Genomic DNA, 14361 nt, shown 5'->3' with positions numbered 1-14361 from the left:
ATGACTGTCCGAACCGGACCGATTCGCTATGCCACAGCGGCACGGTTCGCGCCGCCGGTCGCCGTTTCGGAACAGACGCCGTCCAGTGGGGAGATCAGCCCGCAACCGCCGTCCCGGCTGGATCACGTGATGGGGCCGCCGCGCGAGCGCATCCCGCAGGGCGAGGACTGTCTCAACCTGACGATCAGCACCCCTGGTCTGGACGACGGGCACCGGCCGGTACTGGTGTGGCTCCACGGCGGCGGCTTCTCCAGCGGTGGCGGGTTGCTGGAGTGGTACGACGGCGGCGCGCTGACGGCCGAAGGTGACCTGGTGGTGGTCGGCGTCAACTACCGGCTCGGCGCATTCGGCTACCTGTACCTGGACGGGGTCAGCCCCGGCAACCTCGGGCCGGCCGACCAGCTCGAGGCGCTGCGCTGGGTGAGGGCCAACATCGCGGCCTACGGTGGGGACCCGGACAACGTGACGGTCGCCGGGCAGTCGGCAGGCGGCATCTCCATCCGGCTCCTGATGGAGATGCCCGAGGCGCGCGGACTGTTCCGGCGGGCGATCCTGCAGAGCGCGCCGCTCGGCCTCGCTGCCCGCCAGCCCGCTCATGCGGCGCAAGTCGGCCGGGTGTTCGCCGACGCGCTCGGCAGCGACCCGCGCACCGCCGGGATCACGGAAATCCTCGCCGCGCACAAGGAGACCGCGCTGACCAACCTGCGGCTCACCGGTAACCCGATGGAACCGGCGTTCGTTCCGGTGGACACGTTGGACAAGGGGTCCTTCGCGGACAACGTGAGCGACCTCGACGTGCTGTACGGCTGGAACGCCGACGACATGACCGCGTTCCCCGGCGCCCAGGGCACCGACGAGATCTACGCCGAACCGCTGGCCGCTCTCGGCGACCGGCTTCGCGACGCCGGAGCCGTCGTCCGGTCGTATCGCCTGGACTGGCGGCCCGAGGGGTCCGAGTTCGGCGCCACCCACTGTCTGGAACTGCCGCTGCTGCTCGGTACCCAGCGGGCCTGGCAGGACAGCCCGATGCTCGGGAAGGTCCCGTGGCCGGAGGTCGACGCCTTCGGTGCCGCCCTCCGCGCCGTCTGGGCGACCTTCGCTCGCACCGGCACTCTTGACCCCACTCCGGTCGCGGGTCATCCCATCAGGTTCGGCCACGATGAATGGATCGGTTCCCAGGCCGATCATCAGTCCAGGTAGAGCGCTGCCAAGCGGGGCAGGCGACGCTTCAGCTCGGCCTGATCGTCGAAGTCGAAATCCCAGGCGGAGTCCAGTTCTGGGTACCGGATGGTGTATGCGTCAGCGGGAGGTTGCTCTCCGGTTGCCCTGAGGTGCGCGTTCCGGGCAATGCTCAAAGCGTCTTCACACTCCATCTCGTTCCCGTCAGCCGCCGCCACACGGATGGCCGGCAGATCGGCGAGTGCGTCACGGTCGGCCACGACGCGCTCGAACACGTCGCGACCTTGAACGATCAGCCACCCGCGGAAGTAGTCGAAGCCGTCGTCGGAGCAGCCGCCGTTGATCATGTAGGCGGCGGCCCAGCGAGCAAGACACTGGCGCGGTCGGCGACCGCCTCGCCGTCCGCGGAGTCGGAAACCTGGCCGCGGGCGCCTTCGATCAGCGTCCAGAACTGATGAGTGTCCATGACGGTCAGCATGTCAGTCGGGTCTGTTGGTTGTCGCTCTGGTCAGTGGGGGAAGACCCGCCCTGGTCGTAGTGGCACGGTGCCGCGGTGTGCCTTGATCACCTGCGCCACGTCGATCATCGTTTCGGTGTTCCGGATCCGGTCGAGGTAGCCGACGGAGGCGGCCAGTGCGGGCAGGTCAATGGTGAAGTACAGGCTCATCAGGGGGTTCACGAACAGGTCGCTGTCCGCCGTGCGGTAAGTGAACGCCACGTTGCCGAACTCGCCTCGCAGCGAGGCCGCGACCTGGCCGTTCACGATGCTCGGCCGCAGTGGGGTGGCTGCTTGCGCGTGCGCGACTGCGTCGAGGTAGGCCTGTGTTTCCGGCGCGGCTGATGGAATCGACAGCGCACCCAGGTAACCGCCCGCCCGATCGAGCGCGGCGAGGTTTTCCAGGACCTGAGTGTGGGAGACGCCGTGGTAGGCGTCGATCCCGAAACCCAGGCACACCACGAGCTTGTCGACCTCTTCGATCGCGGAGACGGCGGCGAGGCTGGTCATGTCTTCTTCGGGTGTCCCGATCCCGGACTCGTCTCCGCGCATGAGGATGTCCGTGCCGCCGTCCACCAGGACGACCGCGTCGACGGCCAGATGCTGGACAAGCGTGCGGTACGCCGCTGTCAGTTGCCGGACGCCGGTGCGAGGGAACGCGTGCACGGTCGAGGGTAGTTGCCGGGCATGCAACCAGCGGGCGAGCGTGCGTTCCGGGAAGTAGTCGTCGTTGCCCTGGCTGTCGGCTCTGACCGCCGCGACGTCCGGTGCCAGCCAGTCGTCGAGATCGAGGCGCGCGAGGTCGCTGAACGACAGGTTCGCCAGATGCACCCGTTTACCCATCGCGCGCAACGCGAAAGCCAGCGGCAGACCGGCGTAAATGTCGAATCCTCCACCCGCTCCGGCAAGAAGGACACTCGACGCGGGCTTCAACCGGGCGAACAGCGGCGGCTCCGCCAAAGAGAACACGCCTCAATCCTAGAGACCTGTCATCTGCGGCTTCGCCCTGCCGGTTTCACGACTCGATTGCGATGACCATGTCCCGGAGGTAGCGGGCGTCGTCGTCTCGGTGCTGGGCTTGGTACAGGTCTGCGGCTTGTTCCCAGCAGTCGCGGGTTTGGCGCTGGTCGCCGAGAGCAAGGTGTGCCTCGCCGATATGGGTCAAGGTGTTGGCTTCTTCGCAGGCATTTCCGAGGGTGCGCAGCAGTGTGGGGGATTGGCGGTAGTAGTCGAGGGCCTCGGTGTGCCGCCCGGCGATGTAGCCGAGGCTGGTGAGCACCTTCAGGAAACCGGCCGTACTCCGCTGTGTTCGAGGGGGCCGGAAACAGGTACTCAGTGTCGCTGATGTGGAGATGGAGACCGACCTCGGCACGCGCGGGCGGCGGAGACCCCTTCGCCGAAGACCCTCGCCGGGTTGCATAAACTATGAATATAAAAGTGCTATGCTTCAAACATGAGTTGTCAAGCCGCCGCTCCTGGCGCGTCCGCCGCCATCGGGGCGGCCCTCTACGGCCTGGCCACCAGGGCCACGAGACGCCTGCCCCGTGACATGAGCCTGACGTCCGCCGCCACCCTGGCCACCTTGGACCGGACAGGCCCGCGGCGCATCACCGATCTGGCCGTGGTCGAGGGCGTCACCCAGCCCGCGATGACCGCCCTGGTCCGGGTGATGGAGGAGGCCGGACTGGTCGAGCGGCAGGGCGACGCGTCCGACAAGCGGGTCACGCTGGTGTGCCTGACCGAGGCCGGCTCCTCTTATGTCCGGACGCGGCGCCAGGCGGGTGTCCACGCGTTCGAGCGGTTGATCGGCGAGCTCACCGGCGACGAGGTCGAGGCGCTGGTGGCGGCCCTTCCGGCGCTGAAACATCTGGCAGAGCTAGAAAGTCAGGAGCGCGAAGGGCCGAAGCAGTGACCGGGCAGCCGGTCGCGGCGAAGGCGTTCCCGGTGGCGCGTTCCGAGGCGCGGCTGTGGTGCCCGCCCTGATGTTCATCGCTCTGGTCGTGGCGGCGGTCGCCAGCCTCGGGGCGCCGCTCATCACCAGTGTGGCGACCTCGTTCGCTGTCTCGCTCGGCGGCGCGCAGTGGACACTGACCGTCGCGCTGCTCAGCGGCGCCGTCGCCACGCCGGTCCTGGGGCGGCTTGGAGCAGGACCGCACCGGCGGGCCGCGATTCTCACCACGCTGGCAGTAGTCGTCGCCGGCAGTGCGCTCACCGTGCTGCCATTGCCGTTTGCATGGCTGCTGGCCGGCAGGGCGGCCCAGGGCGTCGGGCTCGGGCTGACGGCGCTGATGATGGGCGTGGCTCGGGACCACCTTCCCGAGGAGCGCAGCGCGGCCGTGATCGCCCTGATCTCGGTGGTCTCGATCATCGGGGCCGGTGTCGGCTATCCGCTGGCCGCTCTGCTCGCCGAGCTCGGCGGGGTGCGGGCCGCCTACGGCCTCGGCCTGGTCGTCACCGCCGCCGCCCTCCTGACCGCGTGGTGCTCCATTCCCGAAGCCCCCGAAGGCCGCTCCACCCGCGTGGACGTGGCGGGCGCGGTCGTCCTGGCCGCCGCGCTGCTCCTGGTGCTGTTCCTCGCCGGCGAACGGACTCTGTGGAGCCGGCACCTCGCCGTGGCGGCAGGCCTCGCCGTCGTCGCGATCGTGCTGCTTTGCGTCTGGGTCGTCATCGAGCTGCGCAGCACGACGCCCCTGGTCGATGTGCGGGCGGTGCGGCACCCGGCGGTCGCCGGGGCGAACCTCGCCATGTTCGTCGGCGGGATCGGCATGTACCTCTTGCTTACGCTCATCACCCGGTACGCGCAGACGCCGCACGGCGCCGGCTACGGCTTCGGGCTGACGACTTTCGTCGCCGGGCTGGTCCTCATCCCGTTTTCAGTGCTGGGGTTCGTGGCCGGGAAGCTCACGCCGGGGGTCCGGACGCGGATCGCCGACCCCCTGCTCCTGGCCGGCAGCGCCGTCGTGGTGGGCGGCGGGTTCGTCCTGTTCGCCACCGCCCGGTCCGACCTGGCCGAGCTGTTCGCGGCCATGGGCGTGCTGGGCTTCGGCGTCGGCGGCTTCGCGGCCGCGATGCCCGGTGTCATCCTGGCCGTCACCCCCAAGAGCGAGACGTCGAGCGCCATGAGCTTCAACTACGTCGTCCGCAGCGTCGGGTACTCCCTGGGCAGCGCCATCGGCGGCCTGATCCTCGCCGCGGGCACCGGCCCCGGCCGCCTCTTCCCCGACGACGGCGCCTACACCACCGCGGCGCTGGCCGGCATCGGCGCCATGGCGATCACGACGCTGACAAGCCTCGCCCTCGTCCGCCGACGCTCGGTCAAGACCAACCTGTAACTCATCCCAACACTGGAGGTTCCATGCCCAAGGGCTACTGGGTCAGCGTCTACCCCATCATCACAGACCCTGAGAGTCTTGATGTCTACAACGGACTGGCCGGTCTCGCCGTCAAGGCCGCAGGCGGGCGGACGTTCGCCCGCGGCGGCAGCCGGGTCGTCGCACACGAAGCCGGAATCGCCGAGCGTGTCGTCCTGATCGAGTTCGACAGCTTCGAACAAGCCGTCGCCGCATACGAGAGTGCGGCGTACCAGAAGGCACTGGCCGCACTTCCCGACGGCTTCGAGCGCGACTTCCGCATCGTCGAAGGCCTCGACTGACCGAGGTCCAGAACGAATCAGCAAGGGAGCGAAGGAATCACTCGCCATCCACAGTGGACGGACGGAGGATGCGGGTGACGGCGGCGACGACGGATTCCCGGTGCGCGGCGATCCTCGCCGGGTCGTCGGGGTCCGAACCGTCCGCCTTGAGCAGGCCGACAGGGGTCAGGTGCCAGGCCTGGGAGATCGCGTAGATGAACGTCAGCAGATCGACGGCGTTGAGAGGTGCGCTGTCGCCGTCGGACACGACGGTGGTCTTCGCGAGGTAGGTCTCCAGGGGTTCGGAGGCGGCCTGGGGGCGCTCGAGTTGTGCCCACAGGTTGATCCGCAGCGCCGTGGGCTCGCGCCGGTGGTAGTCGAACAGTTCGCCCGCCCAGCCGGGCAGGTCCTCCGGGCGCGGCGGGACCTTTGCCGCCATTGACTGGACCGCGCTGGTGAGCGCCGCGTCGAAGAGCCCGTCCTTGTTGCCGAAGTAGGCGTAGATCATCCGGACGTTGGTCCCGGCCTCACGGGCGATCCGCTCGATCCGCCCGCCCGCGTGCCCGTGCTCGGCGAACTCGGCGACCGCGACCTGCAGGATTCTGGCTTTCGTCGCCTGGGCGTCGCGTGCGGGCATCGGTTCTCCTGCTCGTCTGGGATGTTTGACAGTCCGTCCGGGGTGTCCCTACTCTACAAGTAAATAAATACTTACTTACTTGGAGGGTGCATGGACCCCGGAATCGAACGGGCCCTGGCGATCACGCCGACGTCGTCGGCAAGGGAGCGCACGATCGACATCACGACCATCGGCGCGCGGACGGGCCTGCCCCGGCGCATCGAGGTGTGGTTCTACCGGGTCGACGGCCGGATCTACCTGACCACGCATCCGGCGAGGAGGAGCTGGTACGCGAACATCCTCGCGAATCGCTCGTTCACCTTTCATCTCAAGCACGGTGTGCGGGCCGACCTGGCCGCCGTCGGCACGTCGATCTCCGAACCCGGCGAACGCGAGGCCGTCTTCCGTGCCGTCATCGCCGACCTGAACCAGCCGGCCAATCCCGCCGGTATCGGGCAACCGGTCCAGCCCCTGGCCGAATGGCTGGCGGGCAGCCCGCTCGTCCGCGTCGACTTCGAGGACGTCAAGAAAGGAGTGAACCGATGATCGCCCTGGTCACCGGAGCGAACAGGGGACTCGGCCGCGACACCGCGCTCGCGCTCGCCCGCCGAGGGGCGAAGGTCGTGGTGACCCACCGCGGCGACGCGGAAGGCGCGGCGGAAGTCGAACGCGCGGTCAAGGAATCGGGTGGTGACGCCTTCTCCTCGCGCCTCGACATCAGCGACGTCGGTTCGTTCCAGGCCTTCGCGGCTGGTTTGACGAGAGAACTCCAGGACCGCTGGGGGACCGGGACCTTCGACGTCCTGGTCAACAACGCCGGCATCGGCGTGTTCGGAGCGCTGGAGCACGTGACGGTGGAGGACTTCGACGCGCTGGTGGGCACGAACTTCCGCGGCACGTTCTTCCTCATCCAAGCGCTGGCGCCGCACTTGGCCGACAGCGGCCGGATCGTCAACGTCACGACGTCGCTCACTCGCCACGTCAGCCCCGGTACGTCGGTCTACGCGGCCTCGAAAGCGGCCGTCGAAGCGATGTCCCGCAGCCTCGCCTCCGAACTCGGCGCGCGCGGCATCCGGATCAACTCGATCGCGCCCGGTCCCACCGCCACCGATTTCAACGGCGGCGCCATGAGGGACGACCCGGACCTGCGGGGCACCCTCGCCGCGCAGACCGCTCTGGGCCGGGTCGGGCGACCGGAGGAGATCGGTGACGCGATCGCCGCTGTCGTCTCCGACGACCTCCGCTGGCTGACCGCCGAACGCATCGAGGTGTCCGGCGGCGCGCTCCTCTGAATCCGCAGCGCTGGGATCGTGGCCGGGACGGAGACGCTTTTGGTCTTCGCCGTCTGATCAGGTCCGGCGGCCGGGTGTCAGTGCCGCGGCGAGCGTCTCCCGGACGGATCGCGCCGGGCGGCCGGTGAGCGAGGGAACCGTGTCGGTGACAGTGGCCTGGGCTCCTGAGGCGACGATCGTGTCGAGTGCGGCGAGCACCGCTGCGAAGTCGGCGGGGACGCCGTTCGCGGTGAACCGGGCGGCCAGCTCCTGTTCGCTCAATCGGACGTGCCGGGCCGGGTCGCCCGTGTGCTCTGTCCAGATCCGGCAGACGTCGTCGTAGCTCAACGCCTCGGGGCCCGTGATGACCAGCTCCGGATCTGGTGCGGCAGGGGCTTGGAGAGCGACGGCCGCGACTGCGGCGATGTCTTCGACGTCGACGAACGGGAGCCTGCCGTCGCCGGTGGCTGTCACGATCTCGCCTGACCACAGGCTGCGCACGCCAGGTGCGCGGCTGATGAAGTTCTGGGTGAACCAGGAAGGCCGCAGCACCACCGCTTCGGGGACGATCCGGGCGACCAGGTCGTGCAGCTCGCCAGGGCCCTCCTGTCCTCGCTCCACCGCGGACGAACTGAGCAGGACGGTCCGCCGCAGTCCACGGTGGACGGCGCGGTCGAGCACCGGTTCGACGACCGCCGCCGGTCGTGCCTCGCCTATCGGGGGGATGAGGTAGAGCGCCTCGACCCCGTCGAACGCGGCGTCGTGGGTCGTGGCGTCGTACCAGTCGAAGCGGGCGGGGGAAGAGCGGCTCACGCGCCGGACGGCGACGCCTGCCTGCTCGACCAGGTCGGCGACACGGGACCCGGTCATGCCGCTCGCGCCCGTGATCAGCGTGATCATGCGGCGGCGTCCGGGAGGCCGGGGGTGCCGATCAGGTCGGCTGCGGCAGCGGGACTCCAGTAGTCGCGGTAGGCGGTGATGCCTTCGTCCCCGACAGTGATCACGCAGATGTAGCGCAGTGTGTAGGGCCTGCCGGTGGCGGTCACGGTCCCGGCCATCGCGAACTCCAGCACGACCGTGTCCGGGTCCGCGGTGTCGTGCCGGGTCTGCTCGACGATCTCGCCCGGCAGCAGCAGATCGTTGTAGCCGGACAGATGTGTGGTGACCGAGTCTCGGCCCGTGACGTGTTCGATCGTCCCAGGCGCGGCGAAGGGGAAGCTCATCGTGCCGTCGGACGCCCACAGCGCGGCGAATCCCGCCATGTCGTGCGCGAGGACGCGGTCTAGGGCGGCGTCGATGGTCTTGTTGGCGCGGGCTCGGCGTTGCGTGTCGTCCACGGTTCTCCGTTGCGTCGATGCGGTTCCGTTCCGACGTCAGCCTACCGGACGATGAGACGGTACCGTCCCGTCGTCGCTATGCTCGTCGCGTGAACACGTCCCGTCGTCCCGTGGCCGGGGCCGCCGTACTCCGGCCTGAACTGACCGAGGCAGTGCTCGACGCCACCCTTGACCAGCTGGCCCAAGGCGGCGTCGGGCGGTTGTCGATGCAGCAGGTCGCGCAGCACGCCGGAGTCGGCAAAAGCGCGCTCTACCGCCGGTGGCCGGGCAAGCTCGACATGGTCATGGAGGCGATCAGCCGCCTCACCGTGCCCGACGGCGAACCCGAAGACACCGGCGACCTCGAGGACGACATCCACTGCATGCTCGTCCGCCTTCACCGACAACCGGCAGACCCGCGCTCGGCGATGATCATCCCGGACCTGCTGGCGGAGACCCGGCGCTCACCCGAACTCGCCGAGGCGTTCACCACCAGGGTCGCCGCACCCCGGCGGGCCTGGGCCCGGATCGCGTTCGACCGGGCCGTCGGGCGAGGCGAGATCCGCGACGAACCGGCGGAGATCGAACTGGCGCTGGACGCATTGGGCAGCGTCCCGTTCTGGTGGACCACGGTGCACGGCGGGACCGTCACGGAGGGCGAGGGCCTGCGGAGGCTGTCCGCGTTCGTTGTGCGCGCACTGCGCTGACGCAGGTAGCTGTCCACGCCGACTGACGGTTCCGGACAGAACTGGCATCCACCGAGAGGGCGTTTGAAGCTCCCACGTGAGCCCAAACGCCCCCTCGACAGATCCTCCTGGCGTCGGGCCCGCTAGGGAGTCTGAGGCTGGTCGCGCCACCAACGCTGGCCGGCTTCAGGAAGGGTTGAGATCGGGTCGTAGTACGGGTAGCGACGCTGCAAGGCTTCGGGGTCTTCGTGTTCGATCCCGTTGCGGTAGTTCTTGGTCCAGTAGGAGATGCCGAGCTCGCGGTCGTACTCGGCGAGCTGGTGGACCCACCGCTTGCCCACGTACGGGACATCGCAAACGATCCGCGGGGTGGCGTAGCCGGGCAGGTAGCCCATGATCGCGTGCTGCAGTTCCTGTGCCTCGTGCACGGAAACCCGCCAGTGCTCGGCGTTGGGGATCATGTCGCACTAAGCGAAACTTGGCATAGGGTGTCGCCTGGATACACCCTTCACCTGCCGTGTTAGCTGTCGCGAACGTCCACAATGGATCTCTGGGCCGTTTCTGGGCCGCCAAAAAAAGTTACAGGACGATAACTTTTGGTTCGCCTGCGACCAGCTCGTCAGCGAGCAAAGGTCGCAGTGCCTCTATATCGTGGCACTCGTCGTCGGGGTGCGCTATCGCTAGATTGAGTGGGCGGTGCTGGGCGAGAGGTCCGAGGTTGTTAGTGGTCCGGCGTGGTTCGATGCGTTTCGAAGCTCGTATGCCGGAGATCCTTCGCCCGTTGACTGACGCTCATCGCGCTCTCTTCAGTCAGATTGGGGGAGTGATGAAACGGCACAGTGTCACACCCAGTCACGGCCTCTGTGTCGCCCTGTCCGGGTATCGCAGGGACTTCATTTGCAGGCCTTTGTCTGGTGTGCGCCGAACTTGGCCTGGGCGTTGGTGAATTGCCCGCCGTACCTCGATGACAGCTGCTGGATCAGGCCGGTGCACGAGAATGAGGTGTAGTCCAGGTAGGACTGTGCCGATTTGGCTGCCTGCGCGTTCCAGTCGACCTTCAGGCTGTCCACTGCCTGGGTGGCGATGTTCTTCGGGTAGCTATCGCCGTACTTCGAGGACAGTTGATCGATCAAGCCGTTTCGCGAGAAAGCGCTGTAGTCGAGATACGACTCCGCGGACCCGCGGGCCTGCTCGACCTGGGGCGGGTACTGCGGAGCCCTGCTGGCTGGACTGGATTCGACCTGGGGCAGTGACGGCGGAGCTTCGCTGGTCGAGCTGGACTGGAGCAGTTGCCCGTTGATGCATGACTGTCCGGTCTGCAGCGGAGGGCAGGACGCTTGCGGCGTGTAGCTGGGCGTCGAAACAGGGACGGGAGTCGTGACGCCGACAACGGGATCGCCGGCGTCACGACCGGAACAGGCGGTGAGAGTGACCACCGCCGCGGCGAAGAGAACGACGCCCTTGATCATGAGGATCCTCCTTGGCACGAGGTGATTCATAGTCGTATGTGCTGCTCTGCGTGTTACTCCGGTCATATCTGCCCTCGAGACGCGGGCCGTGTCATGCCCACCGTGTAAGTCAGGGATGGACCAAGATCGGGTCGCTGCCGGCGAGGACCTGGGCGGGGTCAGGGTCATGACCCAGTCTCATTACGTCGCGGTATTGCTCGGTCAGGAGACGGCGACGGTCGTGCCGGAGTGGACGATGAAAAGCTGTTCGTGGATCGAGGCGGCGAGGACGAGAGGCCGATCAGGTTCGATGCCGCGCATGTGGCGGGCCGCGGCAGGAAGGGTGAGGGCTTCACGGCATCGATGACGTGCTGCCTGATCCGCCTGGCGAACCGGGCCATCCGCGACCTGACCTGGACAACGCCGGAAACCCCGGCCGACACCCCCATCGCAGGTATCGACTTACTACATGGGACTCGGCTGTGGCCGACCGCCGCTGTCCCGGGAGCGATGGCGACATGGTCTGGTGATCCGGTCCCGCGCGACGGTCACCGCCGCGCCGTGACAACTTTCGGGAAACTGGCGATGGTCTGCTGCTGGCCGCGGCAGTCTTCCCCTCGCTGCGGGCCAGCGTCATCGAGACCGGGCGGCCCTGTCGCGGAGACCGTTCGCCGGCGCGAGATGTGGTCGGGCGACGCCGGCACTGACACCACGCCCAGATACCTAAACCAGGTCATCCCGGCCGCGCACAGAACGGGAGCAACACGCCGGCGGGTTGATCAGGTCGACCACGGCCTGTTCGCGGGAGTCCATCCTCCCGGCCTCGGTAATCCGAGTGGACAGCTGCACACATCGTCGAAACATCGTTCGAACGCCATAACCCAGATGCTCGCGGATGCGCGCCGGCATCGGAAGACACTCGACCAGGTATGCGTGCGTGTCAGGTGGTAGACCGACCGGGTCCAACTGCCCCTGCACTGCGTGTTGTTTTCGTCGCGGCCGCAGATGACCATTCGCGTCACGTGCTCAGCGTCGGCAAACGCCCCGACCGCTGGAGCGGGACGTTCGCCGTCCTGGCTGTCGGTATCCAGCTGCAGAACCTCACTGCGGCGTCGTGAACCGTGTCCTCGGCTGTCGTTCGGCCGGTCATACTGAACGCCGCGCGGTTCGACGCGGGCAAACACGCCGAAGCTGACTCTCCGATCTGGCCGGTCACCACCGACTCTCACAGGCAGTGACCACTGCAACTGGTCCGCGAAGTCAAATCCCGGTGTAGCTAGGGGCCTGGTTCAACCGATACTGTTGAGACTACGAAGGGAACCGAAGAGTGGCGAGCGGCGATTAAATAGAGAGATTAATGCGGCAGCGCATAGCCGATGAGGAAGCAGAGACCAAGTTTCGATTGCAACAGCGGGAAAAACAATTGCAGGAAGAGTGCTCCGATCTTCTTTCCTTTGTTGGTCTCATGATCTGCAACAAAGTTCTGCCAGATCCTGTCTTCAGTCATAAACACGTTGAAAGTCCTGGACATAGCACCTCCGCGGAGGCCGCGGAGGTGCTGCTCCCCGCAGCGGAACGTGCTGTGACAGCCTTGCGTAAGGTCCAAGACGGCTTCTATCTCGCTCGGCAGTTCGGCCGAGACGAGATCGATGTTGTGAACAGTGGTGCGGCGACGGGGAAGTTGAACCTGGAGGATGCGCCCAGCGAATACCTTGAGATGCTGCGGAACGCTACCCACGGGTTCGGCTCGAACAATTCGCGACGCGTCGGCCTGACGAACACGCTGCTTGCGCACCACGATGGTGATGTGCCCCATGACATCGGATTCCTGGGATACCTGTACCTCTTGGACTTGATGAGCCAGCCGGAGGTGCTCAGGGGTGCTCTCTACCGCGGAGGACGTCTTTGACATCACTGAACGTTCGTGGATCAGTGGAATCCGCGCCGATGTCGCCGTCGACGCTCCTCCTCAGCACGAACTCGCCGCTCGGAGTTGGTGATGAGCCGCTTTCGCAACTGCTCTCATAACCTGCATCCCCGTCTCGGCGATCGGGGCGAGGAAACGCAGAGACACGCGCGGTTCGCAGCTTGGCGTTCACGTTCTTCCTGCGCCTCCTGGGATTCCGTGCCGATTGCATGAATGTTCGCCGCCTCAACCCGGCTGTCAGGAAAGCTCCGGCTCGGTGTCCCGCTTGAGTTTCGCGAAACGTGTGGCCGCGAACAGTGCCGCCACCGCGATCATGCCGAACGTGGTCATGAGGCGGTTCACGTCGATGGCAGGTTCCCAGCGCAGCTTGCCGTCCTTGATGACGTACGCCCCGACAGGCTTGGCCGACAGGCCGAACCCGGCACCTTCGCCTGAGCGGCCCTTCTCGTCGCGGCTGTCGCCGCCACCGCCACCGGTGCCGACCGTGGCGGCCACGATCACCGTGACCCCGTCGGCGTGGTACGGCTCGCCGTAGACCATCTTGGTTTCGAGGCCGTCTTTGGCTTTCGTCAGCAGTTCGTCGACGTTCATGAGGTGCTCCCAGGGGTTGTCGGTGCGTTCGCGTGTGGGGTGTCAGCTTTCGCGCTGCTGTACCGGTATCGGCAGGCCGATCCCGTAGTGGCCCAGTGGCCGCAGGACTTCCGCGATCGGGCGTCGTGGGGTGGCAGGGAGCGGGGGAGTGCCTTCGGGTAGGTGGCCGATTCGCACGACGAGCTGCGGTTCGGCTCCCTCGGCGACGACGCAATCGCGGACCAGGCCGCGGGTGCAGGTCAGCTCAAGTGGTTCCGTGACCAGGCAGGACGCGAGGTTCAGCCGGGTCGCCGTCAGCACTACGGCGCTGGCGGCTTCGCCTGCTCGTAGCCTGTTGAGTGGAGTGTCATCTGCGGTCGAAAGTACGGTCAGCGCGGCGCCATCCTGGGCGTCGGTGTCGGTGAGCAGGGCGTCGGAGAAGTCTCGTACCAGCGGTGCCGCGGTGGTCAGGACCGCGTTTCGTGCGGGTACGCCGTCTGCGGCGTACCGCCGTCCGCTCCAGGACGCGAGCTCGATTCCATAGTCCGGGTCTGCCCGGTGCAGGCCCCGAGCTTCCACCGCGGCGGCCGTCAACGCCGCACGCCGTGGAGCGTCGTCCACGAATCGCAGCATCGCGGCGTGGTCTGTCGCGCTTCGTACGAGGCGGTTCTCCTCCCAGGCTGTCAACGGCCTGGTGGCATACAGGCGGCGATCCGACCGGCGTCGGGGTATCGCCGTGGCCAGCGCGATGTCCTCTTCGTGCGGTTCCTCAGGGGTGAGTTCCATCCGGGCCAGCACGTCAGGAGCGGGCATCCGGTCGATATGGGTGGCCCAGCCGAGCGCGGCGGCCGCGATCGTGAAGTGATGGAGTACGCACCCGCAGCTGATGAGCAGATCGCGGCCCTCGGGATCGGCCCGCCGCAGCCTGCGGCCCGTGTCCGCGCGCAGTTCGATCGTGCGGCCGCTGAACCGCCAGTCCCAGGGCTGGCTGTTGTGCACCGAAGGGGCGCGTACAGCCAGTGCGACGGCCGCCCTCACCGTGTACGCGTCGGGCAGGTTCTGGTCCATCGCTTTTCCTCCTCGGATCGGACCGTTCTCATGCTCACCGACTACGGATCGCGATCACAGAGGCGAACGAGACGGAGCCGAGGGTCCTTCGACCCTTCCGTCGTGGGAACCGTCCATAGTGGCTGATGGAGAGAGAGTCGGATGTCTCTCGTC

At 67.2% G+C, this 14361-nt stretch carries 18 protein-coding genes and 1 pseudogene; 7 read left to right on the top strand and 12 right to left on the bottom strand.

Features of this window, described 5'->3' with window-relative positions; all coding sequences use genetic code 11:
• Positions 1–1200, top strand: a complete 1200-nt coding sequence (locus AMYAL_RS0132470; RefSeq protein WP_245193192.1) for a carboxylesterase family protein — start codon at positions 1–3, stop codon at positions 1198–1200.
• Here AMYAL_RS0132470 and AMYAL_RS46605 read toward each other — a convergent pair.
• From AMYAL_RS46605 to AMYAL_RS0132455, 4 genes are read right to left on the bottom strand one after another with little or no spacing between them, the layout of a single operon-like run.
• Positions 1188–1526: a DUF4240 domain-containing protein gene (locus AMYAL_RS46605; RefSeq protein WP_020635463.1), complete on the bottom strand. Its 339-nt coding sequence runs from the start codon at positions 1524–1526 to the stop codon at positions 1188–1190. The two genes, AMYAL_RS0132470 and AMYAL_RS46605, sit on opposite strands and share 13 nt — an antisense overlap.
• Complete coding sequence (locus AMYAL_RS50500) at positions 1523–1645, bottom strand: DUF4240 domain-containing protein (protein WP_245193190.1); 123 nt, start codon at positions 1643–1645, stop codon at positions 1523–1525. Before AMYAL_RS50500 ends, AMYAL_RS46605 begins: the two co-directional genes overlap by 4 nt.
• Before the next feature lie 42 nt (positions 1646–1687).
• Positions 1688–2644: a DUF1152 domain-containing protein gene (locus tag AMYAL_RS0132460; protein WP_020635461.1), complete on the bottom strand. Its 957-nt coding sequence runs from the start codon at positions 2642–2644 to the stop codon at positions 1688–1690.
• A 46-nt stretch (positions 2645–2690) separates the two neighbouring features.
• Positions 2691–2954, bottom strand: coding sequence for a hypothetical protein (locus AMYAL_RS0132455; RefSeq protein ID WP_020635460.1), 264 nt, complete (start codon positions 2952–2954; stop codon positions 2691–2693).
• Positions 2955–3128: 174 nt separating this feature from the next.
• Here AMYAL_RS0132455 and AMYAL_RS0132450 point away from each other — a divergent pair, with 174 nt between their 5' ends.
• The 3 genes from AMYAL_RS0132450 to AMYAL_RS0132440 all read left to right on the top strand — a co-directional run bounded on the left by AMYAL_RS0132450 (position 3129) and on the right by AMYAL_RS0132440 (position 5327).
• Positions 3129–3587: a MarR family winged helix-turn-helix transcriptional regulator gene (locus AMYAL_RS0132450; RefSeq protein WP_245193182.1), complete on the top strand. Its 459-nt coding sequence runs from the start codon at positions 3129–3131 to the stop codon at positions 3585–3587.
• Between the two features lie 70 nt (positions 3588–3657).
• Entirely contained in the window at positions 3658–5007 is a 1350-nt protein-coding gene (locus AMYAL_RS46600) for an MFS transporter (protein WP_051137721.1), read from the top strand.
• A gap of 23 nt (positions 5008–5030) precedes the next feature.
• Complete coding sequence (locus AMYAL_RS0132440) at positions 5031–5327, top strand: DUF1330 domain-containing protein (RefSeq protein WP_020635457.1); 297 nt, start codon at positions 5031–5033, stop codon at positions 5325–5327.
• A 37-nt stretch (positions 5328–5364) separates the two neighbouring features.
• Here the strand turns inward: AMYAL_RS0132440 and AMYAL_RS0132435 are convergent, their stop codons facing one another.
• Positions 5365–5943, bottom strand: coding sequence for a TetR/AcrR family transcriptional regulator (locus tag AMYAL_RS0132435; protein WP_020635456.1), 579 nt, complete (start codon positions 5941–5943; stop codon positions 5365–5367).
• Positions 5944–6033: 90 nt separating this feature from the next.
• Here AMYAL_RS0132435 and AMYAL_RS0132430 point away from each other — a divergent pair, with 90 nt between their 5' ends.
• Complete coding sequence (locus AMYAL_RS0132430) at positions 6034–6468, top strand: nitroreductase/quinone reductase family protein (RefSeq protein ID WP_020635455.1); 435 nt, start codon at positions 6034–6036, stop codon at positions 6466–6468.
• Positions 6465–7214: an SDR family NAD(P)-dependent oxidoreductase gene (locus tag AMYAL_RS0132425; RefSeq protein ID WP_020635454.1), complete on the top strand. Its 750-nt coding sequence runs from the start codon at positions 6465–6467 to the stop codon at positions 7212–7214. The genes AMYAL_RS0132430 and AMYAL_RS0132425 overlap by 4 nt, the downstream gene beginning before the upstream one ends.
• 57 nt (positions 7215–7271) lie before the next feature.
• On the opposite strand, the gene AMYAL_RS0132420 is transcribed toward AMYAL_RS0132425, so the two are convergent.
• Positions 7272–8093, bottom strand: coding sequence for a Rossmann-fold NAD(P)-binding domain-containing protein (locus AMYAL_RS0132420; protein ID WP_020635453.1), 822 nt, complete (start codon positions 8091–8093; stop codon positions 7272–7274).
• Complete coding sequence (locus tag AMYAL_RS0132415; RefSeq protein WP_020635452.1) at positions 8090–8530, bottom strand: nuclear transport factor 2 family protein; 441 nt, start codon at positions 8528–8530, stop codon at positions 8090–8092. The genes AMYAL_RS0132420 and AMYAL_RS0132415 overlap by 4 nt, the downstream gene beginning before the upstream one ends.
• 89 nt (positions 8531–8619) lie before the next feature.
• Between AMYAL_RS0132415 and AMYAL_RS0132410 the strand changes: the two genes are divergently transcribed.
• Positions 8620–9216, top strand: a complete 597-nt coding sequence (locus AMYAL_RS0132410) for a TetR/AcrR family transcriptional regulator (protein WP_026467628.1) — start codon at positions 8620–8622, stop codon at positions 9214–9216.
• Positions 9217–9338: 122 nt separating this feature from the next.
• On the opposite strand, the pseudogene AMYAL_RS0132405 reads toward AMYAL_RS0132410, so the two are convergent.
• The 5 genes and pseudogenes from AMYAL_RS0132405 to AMYAL_RS0132370 all read right to left on the bottom strand — a co-directional run.
• Positions 9339–9662, bottom strand: a pseudogene (locus AMYAL_RS0132405) (lysine 2,3-aminomutase); the annotation flags it as partial.
• A gap of 426 nt (positions 9663–10088) precedes the next feature.
• Complete coding sequence (locus AMYAL_RS0132400; RefSeq protein WP_020635449.1) at positions 10089–10664, bottom strand: Ltp family lipoprotein; 576 nt, start codon at positions 10662–10664, stop codon at positions 10089–10091.
• Between the two features lie 1333 nt (positions 10665–11997).
• Complete coding sequence (locus AMYAL_RS49495; protein ID WP_143267851.1) at positions 11998–12459, bottom strand: hypothetical protein; 462 nt, start codon at positions 12457–12459, stop codon at positions 11998–12000.
• Between the two features lie 348 nt (positions 12460–12807).
• Positions 12808–13161 (bottom strand): spore germination protein GerW family protein, encoded by a 354-nt coding sequence (locus tag AMYAL_RS0132375; RefSeq protein ID WP_020635444.1) that lies wholly within the window; start codon positions 13159–13161, stop codon positions 12808–12810.
• 42 nt (positions 13162–13203) lie between these two features.
• Positions 13204–14208 carry an Acg family FMN-binding oxidoreductase gene (locus AMYAL_RS0132370; protein ID WP_020635443.1) on the bottom strand — a complete coding sequence of 335 codons (1005 nt, stop codon included), beginning with the start codon at positions 14206–14208 and terminating at the stop codon, positions 13204–13206.
• Between the last annotated feature and the right edge of the window lie 153 nt (positions 14209–14361).

Origin of the sequence: Amycolatopsis alba DSM 44262, from assembly GCF_000384215.1 — a bacterium.
GTDB classification, from domain to species: Bacteria; Actinomycetota; Actinomycetes; order Mycobacteriales; family Pseudonocardiaceae; genus Amycolatopsis; species Amycolatopsis alba.
Note: the sequence above shows the minus strand (reverse complement) of the source record. Positions and strands in the feature narration are given on the sequence as shown.

Bases quoted from the DNA above. Each gene is read 5' to 3' on its own strand.
- AMYAL_RS0132375 (WP_020635444.1), bottom strand. From the start codon at position 13,161: ATGAACGTCGACGAACTGCTGACGAAAGCCAAAGACGGCCTCGAAACC.
- AMYAL_RS49495 (WP_143267851.1), bottom strand. From the start codon at position 12,459: ATGGGGCACATCACCATCGTGGTGCGCAAGCAGCGTGTTCGTCAGGCC.
- AMYAL_RS0132435 (WP_020635456.1), bottom strand. From the start codon at position 5,943: ATGCCCGCACGCGACGCCCAGGCGACGAAAGCCAGAATCCTGCAGGTC.
- AMYAL_RS46605 (WP_020635463.1), bottom strand. From the start codon at position 1,526: ATGATCAACGGCGGCTGCTCCGACGACGGCTTCGACTACTTCCGCGGG.
- AMYAL_RS0132440 (WP_020635457.1), top strand. From the start codon at position 5,031: ATGCCCAAGGGCTACTGGGTCAGCGTCTACCCCATCATCACAGACCCT.
- AMYAL_RS0132400 (WP_020635449.1), bottom strand. From the start codon at position 10,664: ATGATCAAGGGCGTCGTTCTCTTCGCCGCGGCGGTGGTCACTCTCACC.
- AMYAL_RS0132470 (WP_245193192.1), top strand. From the start codon at position 1: ATGACTGTCCGAACCGGACCGATTCGCTATGCCACAGCGGCACGGTTC.
- AMYAL_RS0132430 (WP_020635455.1), top strand. From the start codon at position 6,034: ATGGACCCCGGAATCGAACGGGCCCTGGCGATCACGCCGACGTCGTCG.
- AMYAL_RS0132450 (WP_245193182.1), top strand. From the start codon at position 3,129: ATGAGTTGTCAAGCCGCCGCTCCTGGCGCGTCCGCCGCCATCGGGGCG.
- AMYAL_RS0132370 (WP_020635443.1), bottom strand. From the start codon at position 14,208: ATGGACCAGAACCTGCCCGACGCGTACACGGTGAGGGCGGCCGTCGCA.
- AMYAL_RS46600 (WP_051137721.1), top strand. From the start codon at position 3,658: ATGTTCATCGCTCTGGTCGTGGCGGCGGTCGCCAGCCTCGGGGCGCCG.
- AMYAL_RS50500 (WP_245193190.1), bottom strand. From the start codon at position 1,645: ATGGACACTCATCAGTTCTGGACGCTGATCGAAGGCGCCCGCGGCCAG.
- AMYAL_RS0132425 (WP_020635454.1), top strand. From the start codon at position 6,465: ATGATCGCCCTGGTCACCGGAGCGAACAGGGGACTCGGCCGCGACACC.
- AMYAL_RS0132420 (WP_020635453.1), bottom strand. From the start codon at position 8,093: ATGATCACGCTGATCACGGGCGCGAGCGGCATGACCGGGTCCCGTGTC.